The organism is Streptomyces sp. NPDC003635, assembly GCF_053587635.1.
Map to the genome: position 1 here is coordinate 118679 of NZ_JBSFOK010000022.1, position 12606 is coordinate 131284.

Here is a 12606-nt window from a genome sequence, read left to right on the forward strand (position 1 = left end):
ACGCGTCGCAGGGCTCCCCGTCGGTCAGTTGAGCGCGGAGTCGCCCAGGTACGCACTCGCCAGGAGTGCCCGGTTGTCCCTGAGATAGCGTGCTCCGCCCTCCATCACCACGTCTCCGTGACTGAGGACGTATCCGCGGTCGGCCACCTCCAACGCCATGTGGACATGTTGCTCCACGAGGAGCACCGCCATGTTCCGCCGCACGCACATGTGCCGCAGCACGGACAGCAGCCTTTGGGCGATCTTCGGGGCCAGCCCCAGACTCATCTCGTCCACCATCAGCAGGACGGGGTCCGCGACCAAGGCGCGGCACACCGCGAGCATCTGCTGCTCGCCCCCGGACAGCAGTCCGCACGGGCGGTTCATCAGCCGCCCGAGTTCGGGAAAGTGTTCGTCGACCACTTCGGAGGTGCGCCGTCGCAGGGCGGCACCGTCGGCCGGGGCCCGGCCCCGGGTGAGCCGGAGGTGCTCGGCCACCGTCAGACCGGGAAAGAGTCCACGGTCCTCCGGAACGTATGCCACCCCCTGTCGTGCCAGCCGGTGCGGAGCCCGTCCCGGCGGGGCGTTCAGTACACGCACGTCGCCCTGGACGGGAGGCAGGAGACCGGCGAGGGTCATGAGCGTGGTGGTCTTGCCCGCGCCGTTCGGTCCGAGCAGCGCGACGATCTCCCCGCGGTCCACCCGGAGATCCAGGTCGCGCACCACGGCCAGGCCGCCGTGCCCCGCGGCCAGTGCGGAGGTCCGGACGACACTCGTGCCGGCGTCCTGGAACACCCGGGTGAAGGCGTTGTCTTCGGTCATGTCGGCTGCTCCGTCCCGGCGCCCGCCCCCAGATAGGCGGCGACCACTCTGTCGTCCCTGCGGATGCTCTCCGGCGTGCCGCGGGCGATCACGGTCCCGAAGTCCAGTACGTAGATCTCGTCGCACACGTCCAACACCAAGCCCATGTCGTGGTCGATCAACAGGACGCCCGTGCCGTCGGCGGCGATGTCGCGGATGCGGAGCCCGAGCGCCCGGCTCTCGTCGGTGTCGAGTCCGGCGGCCGGTTCGTCCATGAGCAGGACCTTCGGCTCCGGGGCGAGGGCGCGGGCGACGCCGAGCAACTTGCGTTGACCCAGCGACAGTTCGCGTGGATAGGCATCGGCGGCCTCCGGTATCCCGGCGCGCTTCAGGGCCGCCTCCACCTTGCCGTCCAGGGACGCGCGCCTGGGGCGGACGAGGTCGAGCAGGACCGAGGCCGGGGTCAGCCGTCCGGCCGCCACCTGCACGTTCTCACGGACCGTCAGGTCGGCGAACAGCTCCAGTGACTGCCAGGTGCGCGCCAGGCCGGCGCGGGCCCGCCGGTGTGCGGGCCAGCCGTCGGCGCGGTCGCCGTCGAGGTACAGGCGGCCGCTGCTGGGGGTGAACCCGGTGACGGCGTCGACGAAGCTGGTCTTACCGGCTCCGTTGGGGCCGATGAGGCCCACGACCCGCCCGCGGGCGAGGCGCAGGCTGACGTCGTCGACGGCCCGGACGCCGCCGTAGTGGACCACCAGGTTCTCGGTGGCGAGCAGGATGTCCTCAGTGGGCACGGGTTTCCTCCTGGACGGTCGGCGCTGTCTCGGCCCGCGCGGGCGGCGGACACTGCTTGGGGCCGCCCCGCACACGGCTCTCGAGCCACCGCATGGCCGCCTTCGTGTCGGCCCCTGCCCTGACGGCGATTCCGTCGGGGTTCAGCACGGCGGTCAGGACGAGCCCGATGCCGGACACGAGCACGTAGTACTCGCCGAGGTCGATACTGCGGTCGAAGAACACGTACGCGAGGCCTGACGGGGCCAGCAGACCGGCCACCATCGCGCCCGCGATGCTGGTGATGCCCCCCAGGTAGGCGAACGCCAGGAAGGACAGTCCGGCTAGCACGCTGAAGGAGTCGGCGGACAGCTGCCCCCGGCTGTAGCCGATCAGGCAGCCGCCCACGCCCGCGAGGAACGACGCCAGGGCGAAGGCCACGAGCTTGGTGGCCGCCACGTCGATGCCGGCCGCGGCGGCGGCCCGCTCGTTGGAGCGTACGGCGAGGAAGGCGCGGCCGGTGGCGCTGCGGGCCAGGTTGCCGACCCCGACGGCGGCCAGCATCAGCACGGTGAGCACCATCGCGGCGAAGGGCAGGCGGACGAGCTCGGTGCCTTCGCGGACGCCGAGGTCGAGGCCGAACAACGTGGCGTCCTCGATGAGTTCGCCTCCTGGAGCGGACAGATGGGGGTTGCGGAAGACCAGGCGCTCGATGGTGACCGCACCCGCCAGCGTGACGAGGGCCAGTTGCGCGCCGCGAATGCGCAGGGCCGGGAGCCCCACCAGTACCCCCAGGAGCGCGGCCACGGCTCCGGCGGCCAGCAGGGACAGCGGGAAGGGCAGGCCCGCGTCGGTGGAGAACTTGGACAGGGTGAAGCCGGACGCACCGGCGAACGCGGCCTGCGCCAGGGAGATCTGACCGATCAGTCCGGTGAGTACCACCAGGGAGAGCGCGATCACGGCCATGATCATGGAGCTGACGACCCCGAACCGGTAACTCCCTGCGGTGACCGTCAGCAGGGCCAGGCCCAGCGCCGTCCACATGAGGATCGTCGCGGCCCGCATCCGGGGCACCCGGACCGGCGGGAGGGCGGCCGTCTCGACGCCGCCCCGGCCGGGCAGGCGGCGTCCCAGCAGGAACAGGCACACCACGATGACCACGAACGGCAGCGCGTCGGCCGCTCCCGTGCCCGCCCAGGACGGCCACCATTCCTTGGTGCCCAGGTAGGTGACACCGGACTGGAATGCGCCGAGCGCGAGACCGGCCGTACAGGCCGTACCGAGGGAGCGCAGCCGGGCGATGAGCGCGACGGCCAGCGCGGGGACGACGTAGAGGGTGTAGTTGACCGGGTTGAGGCCCGTGACCGGGGCGGCGAGGATGGTCACGATCCCCGTCACCGCGCCGACCAGGCCCCAGGTCACCGCTGCCAGCAGGTCGGGCGAGTAGCCGAACAGCGAGGCCGCGGTCTCGTTCTCCGACGCGGCGCGCGTCGCCAGCCCGGTGCGGGTGAAGCGGAAGTACGCCCACAGGACCGCCGCCGCCAGCGCGGCGACGGCCGCGAGGTAGAGGCGGTCACGGGAGAAGGTGACGTCTCCCCACGTCACCGCCGTGTTGGGCAGGATGGGGGCCACGGTCCGGGGCTGGGAGGTGAACCTGAGCACCACGAGAGCCTGCGTGGCCAGCATGATGCCGATGGTGGCGACCACCTTGGCCAGTTGAGGCGCGGCGCGCAGCGGCCTGAAGACCAGGAAGTGGGCGCTCACGCCGAGTGCCGTCGAGGTGAGCAGACTGACGGTGACCGCGGCGGCGAGCCCGTCGTCGACGGGCACCGACCCGACGGGCAGCACGAGGCGCCCCGTCTTGCGGATCTCGTCGTAGACGTACACGCCCCACATCGCCATCGCGCCCTGCGCGAAGTTGAGGATGCCGGTGCCCTTGTGGACGGCGACCAGCCCTGTCGCCAGGGCGGCGTAGGCGGTGCCCACGCCGAGCCCGACGACCAGCATGCTGAGGTAGGCGTTCATGGTGAGGTCCCTGGGCCGGCCCGCTCAGCCGGCGGAGCCGGCGGCGCCTGCGTCGACGCCCACGAATCCGTCGGAGACGAGCTTCACGCTGCCGTCGGGCTGGTTCTCGTAGAGCAGCACGGAGTTGCCGCAGTTGCTCTGGCCCGGCCAGGCGCTGCCGTCACAGTCGATGGTCGGCCCCATGAAGGAGTCGAAACGGACGGTCTTCTTGATGGCCGCCAGGGCCTGCTTGCCCTCCGCATGTGCGGGGTCCTTGCCGAGGATGCGCGCGAGGTTGACGACGTCGGCGAAGCCGGCCTGGGCGAGGATGTTCTCGGCCTTGCTCTCCTGCCCCGCCTCCTTCATCGCGGAGACGTAGGTGTCGATCTCCTTCTGCTTGGCGGGCGGCGCGTCGTCCCGGGCGTCCACACGCCACATGTCGGTGTACGTCATGAGACCGGCGGCGTTCTCGGTGCCGAGGGCCTTGGCGACGGCTCCGGAGCACGCGCCCCCGAAGACCTTGCCCGGGTAGCCGCCGGCGCGCAGTGCGCCGAGCAGTGCCACGCACTGGTCGTCGGTGAAGATCGGGCCGCCCACCAGGTCGGGCTTGCCGGCGGCGGCCGAGGCGGCCAGGGAGCTCCAGTCGGGATTGGCGATGTCGTAGTGGAGTGTCTTCTGCCGCATGCCCAGGCCCTGCGCCGTGGGCTCGAGCACCTGGCCGGTGATCGTCTTGCTCCACTTCACGTCGGGCATGAGGAAGGTGAAGGACTCGATGTCCTGGCTCGCGAAGAACGTGAGGGGAGCGGCGAGGCCGGCGGGGGCGGCGGCGCCGAAGAACATGGCGTTCTTCTCGGTCTGCTGCGCCGGACCGTCGGCGCCGTGTCCCACGATCGGGATTCCGGCGGACCGCAGGACCGGGAGCATCGCGTCGCCGCTCGGGTCGATGCCGCTGAGCACGAGGCCGACCTTCTCCTCGGCCATCTTGTTGGCGCAGTCCACCGACTTCTCGGGGGAGCCGTCCACGTCGCAGCGCACGAGTTCCACCGGCCTGCCGCCGACGCCGTCAAGGTGTCCGTTGACGTACGCGACACCGGCTTCCGCGCCGATGCGGGCCTCGGGCAGCGACAGCGTGCCGCCCTCGAGGTTGACCCATCCGATTCTCAGTGGCTTGCCGCCGGGACCGGACGCCGCGCCCTTCCCGACGCTTCTGTCGCCTCCGTCGTCGGCGCAGGCCGTCATCGTCAGGGCAAAGACGGCCACGGCGGTGGTGCACATCAGGGGCCTGCGCAAGGTCAACCTCCTGGGCGGGGGATCGTCGTCGATCCGTGTCGGGTTCTTCCGGCGCCCTTGGGGCAGCCGGTCCGCGGACGGTGGTGTCCGGGGCGGGGAGCGGTGGCCGGTGTGGCGCGTGTTGCGCGCGGTCCGTGTCGTCGGCGCGCTCGGCTGCCGCCGTGTCCGGGGTGGGTGCCGCTCCGGTTTCGACAGCGTGCGGGATGGCGGCGCCTGGCCATAGGCGGGTTTTCCCTCGCAATGAGCGAGCGGGGTCCGCGGCCGGGACGAGGCAGGCTGTGGGGGGTGCGGCCAGGGGTGGGCGAGGACGAACAGGGAGCCCCTCAGACCGGAGTGGGGGTGACGCACGAGGCTCGTAGGGGGCGGCGGTCGGACGCACGGCTCCACGACGGTCGGGTGCCATGGCGCGGGTGGTCCGGCTCGCTCACGGGCGGGGTCCCACCGACTGGGGCGCCGTCGTCCAGGAGGCCCGGAGAGCGAGGGTCTGGAAGTCCGGCGGCAGGACCGCCCGGATGGTCACCGACCCGGTCGACCGTCCCTGTCTCGCTCGGGGCACGGGGACGGTCCCGCCTCTCGCCCTCGCTCCCTCGGCGGAGGACGGAGGCGGCAAGACCTGGATACCCGAGGAGCAGCGGACGTGTCGGCCCCGCCCTGCCCGGGCGCGGGAGCGGCGACATTCACCCCGATCGGCATCGCGGGCGGCCTCAACCCGCGTATCCACCTCGTGGAGAACCTCCGGGCCGACGTACAGGGCATGACCGGGACCACGATCGGTCTTCCGGTCGGCAGACCTGGCCGTCGGCCCCCGAAAGCGTTCAGGCGGAGCGCGCGGGTGGCTCCAGTGCTTCGTCGAGGCCGGCCGCGCGTACGGGCCGGAACTCCACGGCCACCACCCCGTCGACGGCGCGGCACAGTGTCTCCAGCACGGGGACCGTGGCCCGGGAGGAGAGGCGGCCGCTGAGCACGACATGGCCGTGGGTCACGTCCACCTGCACGGCCGAGGGAGCCTCGCCCAGCTCCTTGACGAGGACCTCCTCCACGATCTCCCGGCGGATCGCCTGGTCCGTCCGCAGGAACACCCGCAGCAGGTCGCTCCTGCTCACCACGCCGATGAGGCGGCCGTCCTCGTCGACGACGAGGAGTCGCTTGACTCCGTGCGATGCCATCATCCGGGCCGCGTCGACCACGCTCCAGTCCTCCTGGGCACACAGCGGTGGTGACGTCATCAGTCCGGCGGCGTCGGTGGCCCGGGCCTTGGCCGGCCCGGCGAGGCCCACGTCCGCTTCGGTGGCGTCGTCCTGCCCGCTGCGCATCTTGTGCAGGAGGTCGGCCTCGGACACCACCCCCACCGGGCGGTCCTGGCCGTCCACGACGGGAACCGCCGTGATGTCGTACTCCTGCAACAGATGGGCGATCTCCTTGAACGGCGTACCGCCCTGGACCCGCACGACCGCGTCGCTCATCAGGTCGCGCACCTTCAGGTGGTTCATCGGGACATCCCTTTCTCTCACCACCGTTGTAGAAGCAAGCGTCCAGTGATGCCTCGGTGATTCCCCCGACCTGCCACCCCGAACTTAGCCGGATCGGGGTCTGGACCTCATAAAGCCCGCGAAGGACCGGGCCGGCCGGCGGCGAGGTCCAGGACGCGGCCGTCAGCGACGCGGGAGCGCGACGTTCCCCCGAGTGTGTGCCTCCGGCACCCCCTCAGGGCCGCGGACAGTAGAGCACGCATTACTCAGGTGCCGCCCGCGCATCGGTGGAACCGTCGTGCTGCAGAACGGGAATCGAACGGGAGCTGGAGAACATGAGCGCGCACGGCGACGTCGACATGGGGCACACGGTCGCGGGATGGACCGGCACGGGCGTGGCGATCCTGGGAAGTGCCGTCGCGGGCGTCGGCATGTGCCTTGACTCGGCGGTTGTACTGGCAGGCGGGGTGGGTGTCGTGGTGCTCGCCGTACTCGTCACTTGGGTCCTGCATCTCACGGGATGGGGCAAGCCCAGCGGGCCGCGCCCCCGGGCCGAGTGGGACTGGCGGGTCAGAGACTCGATGGCCGGGCACCACAGCTGTCTCGGTTGCCGTATGGCGGGCCGTCGTCGACCCGGGCGGACGCCGGTCACGCAGCCCAAGGAGAAGCCCGCCCTGGCTGATGCCTGACCTCGGACGCTTGTCGGGCCGGTCGCACGCCGCCACCCCGCCAGGGGGGATGCCCCCTGGCGGGGTGGCGGCGTGCCACGACAGCCGGATGCCTGGTGCCCCCGCGACGGGACGTTCGGGCACCGCGCAACGGCCCGGAAATCCAGGGGGGTCCTCCCCGACGCCGGGGGGCGGGTGCCGACGGTCTGCTGAGCGGAGTGGCCGGCGCTCGAGTCCGCCACCCGATCCGCGTGCCGCATACGCGGACGGTGTGCCCGCACCCGCTGGGAGGAGAACTGCCCGTGTTCGGTCCCGAGGAGATGACCGCCGCTGCGTCCTGGGCCTATGCCGGTCTCGCTGTGGTGACCCTGCTGGACGTGTTCGTCCCCGTCCTGCCCGCCGAGACGTCCGTCATCACCGGCGGCGTGCTCGCTGCGGCGGGCCACGCCCATGTCGCCCTGGTCGTGGCGGTCGCCGTCGCCGGGGCGTGGACGGGCGACGCGCTCGCCTACCGGGCCGGACGGGCCGTAGGACGGCGCCGAGGCCGCCACCGGGTCGTCCGCCGCGAATCTGCCGCGCTGCGCCGCCTGCGGAACGCCCTGACCGTTCGGCAGGGACGCGTCTTCGTCGTCGCGCGCTTCGTCCCCGGAGGACGGACCGTCGTCAGTTTCGCGGCCGGCGCCATGCGGATCCCGGTGGGCCGCTTCCTGCGGCTCACGCTGCTCGCCTCCGTCCTGTGGGCGACCCTGGCCGCCACTCTCGGCTACGTGGGAGGCCAGGTGTTCGCCGACCGCCTCTGGTTGGCGGTGGTGGCGTCGAAGTCCACGGCGGCGGCGCTGCTGATGCTGTCGGAACTCGCGCGCAGGCTCCTGACCGCCTCGACGCGGAGGCGAGGCCGGTCGACCGGACCCCCGATCCGCTCGACTCCCGCACGGCCGCTGACCGGGGCCGTCGAAGAACAGTGCCTGCGCGCGCGGTAGGCCCGCGGCCCACCGGGCGGGCGCATGGGAACGCAACACGTGACCTTGAGCGGACATGCCGTTGGTCCGCGGCCCCCACCCCCAACGCTCGGGGCATGGGGGTGGGGGCCAGAACCATGGGGGGTGCGCTTGGGGGTTTCCTCGATGTCCGGGGGAGGGCCGAACGGTGGAGTGGGACGTGCAACATTCGGTCCCCGAGCCAGGGGGTGTGGGAAATGACCACCACCCAGTCCGCCACCACCCAGTCCACCAGCCAGCACTCCGTCAAGGACGAGGATCTGGTCTGGGCGCTGCCCCCCATGTGCGGTGTCCTCGGTGCCGCGTACACCTGGTACGTGCGGCCGGACCTGCGCTCGGCCGCGGCCGCCGCGCGGTTCGTCGAGCGCCTGCTCGGCCTGTGGCAGGTCGAGGACACCGTCGCCGCTGTGGCGGCTGTGGCGGCCGAGGAGTTGGTCTGCAGCGCCGTGCGGCACAGCGCGCCCCCGCTGATGCTCGAGCTCGCCCGCGGCCCGGGCGTCATCGCGCTGGCCGTGCGCTGCGCCTCTCCCGCCGCGGAGCCGCTGGAGCTGGCCGACTACGTGGAGCAGCACGGTCTCACGCTCGCCGACGCGCTGGTCGAGGACCTGTTCCTGGCCCCGGTCCCCGGTGAGGACGGCACGGCCGTGGTCGCCCGTGTGCGGGACCTGCCCGCGCGGCCGCCGACGGTGTCCTCCCGGGCCGGACAGCCGACCGAGGATGCCGGTACGGCGACGGGGACGCGGGACTCGATCGAGCCCACGCCCGCCCAGGCCCCCGCCGCGCTTTCCCTCGATCAGGTCGCCGCCGTCGCGGTCGGAGTCTGACAGGACGCGGGCCGCCGGCCCGCCGGACGCAGAAAGTGTCCCGGAGCCCGTCGAGGGCTCCGGGACACTTTCGCGCGGCCCGCTACCGCGAGGGGTGGTGCCGGTGCGGCGGCGGATACCAGCCGAGGACGGGTTCCATGGACCTCTGGAGAGCCCTGGCCGGTGCCGCGCGCAGGAGCCCGTCGCGCAGCGCCACAGCGCTCCGGGAGGACGTCTGGGCCATCCGGCCGATCTGCCGGGAGCGTCGTGCGATGCGCTGGGTACGGGGACGGCGCTGCATGTCGTAGACGAGCAGTCCGTCGCGGGCGGTGGCGCAGTCGGCGAGCACCACGGCATCCTCGAGGGCCTGGCAGGCCCCCTGCCCGAGGTTGGGGGTCATGGCATGGGCCGCGTCCCCGACGAGCGCGACGCGGCCAGTGACGTACGAGCGCAGCGGCGGCAGTTCGTGGATGTCGTGGTGGAGTACGGCGTGCTCGTCGGTGGCGTCCAGCAGTGCCGGGATCGGGTCGTGCCAGTCACCGAAGCGCCGCCGCAGTTCGGCCAGGCCGATGCGGGGTCCGTTCTCCGGGGCGTTCAGGGTGGCGAAGGCGTACACCCGCCCGTCGGGCAGGGGCGCGTAGCCGAAGCGCCTGCCGCGGCCCCAGGACTCGCCCCCGCCGTCGACAGCCACGGGGCGTGTGACCATGCGGCAGGTCGTGTAGCCGCTGTAGCGCGGGCGGGGCGCGCCGGGCCACAGAGCCTCGCGTACGGCGCTGCGGATGCCGTCCGCGCCGACGACCAGGTCGGCGGCCGACGAGCCTTCGGTATGGGCGACCCGGCCGTCCGGGGCCACGTGGCCGACCTCCACACCCGTCCGGATGACCCCGGCCGGCAGCGCGTCGGCGAGCACGGAGAGCAGTGACGCCCGGTGGATCATCACGGCTGGGCCCTGCTGGTTGTGGGGGTCGGTGACGTCCACCCGGGACAGCCACCGTCCGCCGCTGGTGCGTATGCCGGTCCCGGACTCGCTCAGCGCCTGGGCCCTGATCCGGTCGTCCAGGCCGAGTGCGGCCAGGGCGCGCAGCGCGTTGGGCCAGAGGGACAACCCGGCGCCCACCTCGGCGAGGCGGGGAGCGCGCTCCAGTACCTCGACGTGCCAGCCCCGGTTCAGCAGGGCGAGGGCGGTCGAGAGTCCGCCGATGCCTCCACCGACGACGATTGCCTTGCGTACGGTCATGATCTGCTCCTGTGCAGTGTGTTCAGGTACGGCAGGGGGGTGGGGTCCGCCGGTGGCCCGGCCACCTCTGAGGGGGACCGGACCAGCGGCGGACGCCGAGGAGGTGTCACCCGACGGGTACGAAGTCCTCGTCGGTGGGTTCGTCAGCCCGGCCGGGTTCGACGGGGCGCGGAACCTGGCGCGGCTCGGCCTGCGGGGCATGGCCTCCGCCCTCCAGGTCGATGTGCGGCAGGACGCGGTCGAGCCAGCGGGGCAGCTTCCAGGAGGAGTCGCCCATGAGCTTCATCAGCGCGGGCACCAGGACCAGCCGGACGACGAAGGCGTCCAGGGCCACGGCCAGGGAGAGCCCCAGTCCGAACATCTTGATGATCGGGTCGTCGCCGATGACGAAGCATCCGAAGACGGTGACCATGATGATCGCGGCGGCGCTGACCACCCGGCCGGTGTGTGCCACTCCCTCGACGACGGACGCGGCGGCGTTCTTGGTCCGGGCGTACTCCTCGCGGATTCGGCTGACGACGAAGACCTCGTAGTCCATTGACAGGCCGAACAGGATGGCGAACAGCATCATCGGCACGAAGCTGATGATCGGCACGGTGCCGTCCAGTCCGATGAGCTTGCTGCCGTGCCCGTTCTGGAACACGGTCACCACCGCTCCGTAGGACGCGAACACCGACAGCACGTTCAGGACGGCCGCCTTCACCGGCACCCAGACCGAGCGGAAGGCGAAGACCAGCAGCAGCAGCGAGATGCCCACCACGGCGCCGATGAACAGCACCAGGCGTTCGCTGATCCGCTCCGCCATGTCGATGTTGGCCGCGGTCGGGCCGGTGACATGGGCCTCCCCGCCACTGCCGGCCAGGGCGCCGGGCAGGACGTCCGCGCGGATGCGGTCGACCAGTTCGGTGGTGGCCTCGTCCTGCGGCGAGGTCTTCGGCACCGCGGTGACGATCGCGGTGGTGCCCTTCTCGTTGGGTACGGGCGCGCCGACGGTGGCGATGCCCGGGTCCCGCTTGATCGCTTCCACGACCTCCGCGCCGGTGTTCTGCAGGGTGACGCGGTCGGGGGTGCTCACCGAGATGGTCAGCGGGCCGTTGAAGCCGGGTCCGAAGGCCTCGGCGAGGTGGTCGTAGGCGACGCGCTGTGTGGTGTGCTCGTTCTTGGTGCCGTTGTCGGGCTGGCCCAGGCGCATGTCGAGCGCCGGGACGGCCAGCAGGCCCATCAGCACCAGCGAGGCCGCCACCGCCGTCTTCGGGCGGCGGGTGATCATGATCGCCCAGCGGCGCCAGAAGGCACTGCCGTTGGGTGCCGGGCGGACCTTGAGCAGCCGCAGCTTGTTGATGCGGTGACCGACCAGACCCAGCAGTGCGGGCAGCAGCGTGATGGCGGCGAGCACCATCACGGACACCACGACCGCCGAGGTGTAGCCGAAGGAACCCACGTAGGGGATGCCCACCAGTTGCAGCCCCATCAGCGCGATGACCACGGTGAATCCGGCGAAGATCAGCGCCTGCCCGGCGGTGGCCAGGGAGTGTCCCGCGGATTCCTCGGGGTCCATGCCGTTGTCGAGGTTGGTGCGGTGCCGGGTGACGAGGAACAGGGCGTAGTCGATGCCCACACCCAGGCCGATCATGGTGGCGACGGTGGGGGCGGCGGAGCCGATGGTCGTCACCTGCGAGAGCAGGATGTTGCCGCCGGTGCCCAGTGCCAGGCCCAGCAGGGCGGTGAGGATGGGCAGCCCCATCGCCACGAAGGTGCCGAAGGAGACCAGCAGGATCACCATGGCGGCGATCAGGCCGATCAGTTCGGACATCGATTCCTTCTCGGTGGAGTTGTCCACCAGGGCGCCCTCGTAGGAGAGCTCGACGCCCGCCTGCTCGGCGGAGGCGTTGGCCTCCTCCAGCGCCTCGAAGTCCTTCTCGTCGAGTTCGTCGATGGGGGCGGCGTACGTCACCGTCGTGTGGGCGGTCCGGCCGTCTCCGGACAGGGCCTTGGCTTCGGGAATCAACGGGTCGGGGGCGGCGACGACGTGGTCCAGGGTCTGGATGGTCCGGCTGGCCTCGGCCACGGCCGTACGGCGCTCGGGCGCGTCGAGACGGCCCTCGTCCGTGTGGTAGACCACGATCACCGACGTACCGGACGCCTCGGGGAACTCCTTCTGCAGGACTTCCTGGGCGCGAGTGGAGTCGCTGCCGGGAACCTTGAACTGGTCGATGTAGTCCGACCCTCCGCTCGCGCTGACGATTCCGAAGACCGCGCAGATGACCAGCAGCCAGCCCGTCAGGACGCGCCATGGGTGGCGCGCGCTGGAGCGTCCGAGTCGGTGGAGCAGAGATGACATGGTCTTGACCTCGGGAGTTGGGAGCAACTGACCCGTCCAGCGAACGCCACGCCTGGGGGTCGCAGCATGAGGGGAAAGCCCCTAGGGACACCCCAACGTTTCGGTGTGGCGCGGGCCCGCGGCGCAGGCGACGCGGGGCGGAGCCTGGGCCGTGGTCCTTCAGGCCGACCAGGCCCTGGTGCCGGGTCTGGAACTCGGGCGAACCGCCGATGACCATCTCGGGCGCGATGTCCTTGAGGTCCGCGAGG

General features: G+C 71.8%; 10 protein-coding genes and 1 pseudogene. 3 read left to right on the top strand and 8 right to left on the bottom strand.

What is annotated here, in order from left to right:
• Window positions 1-24: 24 nt before the first annotated feature.
• The 5 genes from ACWDRW_RS21745 to ACWDRW_RS21765 form a co-directional block, all read right to left on the bottom strand.
• Complete coding sequence (locus ACWDRW_RS21745) at window positions 25-801, bottom strand: ABC transporter ATP-binding protein (protein ID WP_451725426.1); 777 nt, start codon at window positions 799-801, stop codon at window positions 25-27.
• A complete protein-coding gene (locus tag ACWDRW_RS21750) occupies window positions 798-1571 on the bottom strand; it encodes an ABC transporter ATP-binding protein (RefSeq protein ID WP_451725427.1) in 774 nt (257 codons plus the stop codon). Before ACWDRW_RS21750 ends, ACWDRW_RS21745 begins: the two co-directional genes overlap by 4 nt.
• Window positions 1561-3573: an ABC transporter permease gene (locus ACWDRW_RS21755; protein ID WP_451725428.1), complete on the bottom strand. Its 2013-nt coding sequence runs from the start codon at window positions 3571-3573 to the stop codon at window positions 1561-1563. Before ACWDRW_RS21755 ends, ACWDRW_RS21750 begins: the two co-directional genes overlap by 11 nt.
• A gap of 24 nt (window positions 3574-3597) precedes the next feature.
• Window positions 3598-4842, bottom strand: coding sequence for an ABC transporter substrate-binding protein (locus tag ACWDRW_RS21760; protein ID WP_451725430.1), 1245 nt, complete (start codon window positions 4840-4842; stop codon window positions 3598-3600).
• 815 nt (window positions 4843-5657) lie between these two features.
• Window positions 5658-6332 (bottom strand): CBS domain-containing protein, encoded by a 675-nt coding sequence (locus tag ACWDRW_RS21765; protein ID WP_451725431.1) that lies wholly within the window; start codon window positions 6330-6332, stop codon window positions 5658-5660.
• A 314-nt stretch (window positions 6333-6646) separates the two neighbouring features.
• Here ACWDRW_RS21765 and ACWDRW_RS21770 point away from each other — a divergent pair, with 314 nt between their 5' ends.
• From ACWDRW_RS21770 to ACWDRW_RS21780, 3 genes are all read left to right on the top strand, one after another.
• Window positions 6647-7000, top strand: coding sequence for an HGxxPAAW family protein (locus tag ACWDRW_RS21770; protein WP_451725432.1), 354 nt, complete (start codon window positions 6647-6649; stop codon window positions 6998-7000).
• A gap of 281 nt (window positions 7001-7281) precedes the next feature.
• Window positions 7282-7959, top strand: coding sequence for a DedA family protein (locus tag ACWDRW_RS21775; protein ID WP_451725434.1), 678 nt, complete (start codon window positions 7282-7284; stop codon window positions 7957-7959).
• Between the two features lie 215 nt (window positions 7960-8174).
• Window positions 8175-8801 (top strand): hypothetical protein, encoded by a 627-nt coding sequence (locus tag ACWDRW_RS21780; RefSeq protein WP_451725436.1) that lies wholly within the window; start codon window positions 8175-8177, stop codon window positions 8799-8801.
• An 82-nt stretch (window positions 8802-8883) separates the two neighbouring features.
• Here the strand turns inward: ACWDRW_RS21780 and ACWDRW_RS21785 are convergent, their stop codons facing one another.
• The 3 genes and pseudogenes from ACWDRW_RS21785 to ACWDRW_RS21795 all read right to left on the bottom strand — a co-directional run.
• Window positions 8884-10017 (bottom strand): FAD-dependent oxidoreductase, encoded by a 1134-nt coding sequence (locus ACWDRW_RS21785; protein ID WP_451725438.1) that lies wholly within the window; start codon window positions 10015-10017, stop codon window positions 8884-8886.
• Window positions 10018-10123: 106 nt separating this feature from the next.
• A complete protein-coding gene (locus ACWDRW_RS21790) occupies window positions 10124-12358 on the bottom strand; it encodes an MMPL family transporter (protein WP_451725439.1) in 2235 nt (744 codons plus the stop codon).
• A 157-nt stretch (window positions 12359-12515) separates the two neighbouring features.
• Window positions 12516-12606, bottom strand: a pseudogene (locus ACWDRW_RS21795) (glycine/betaine ABC transporter substrate-binding protein); the annotation flags it as partial.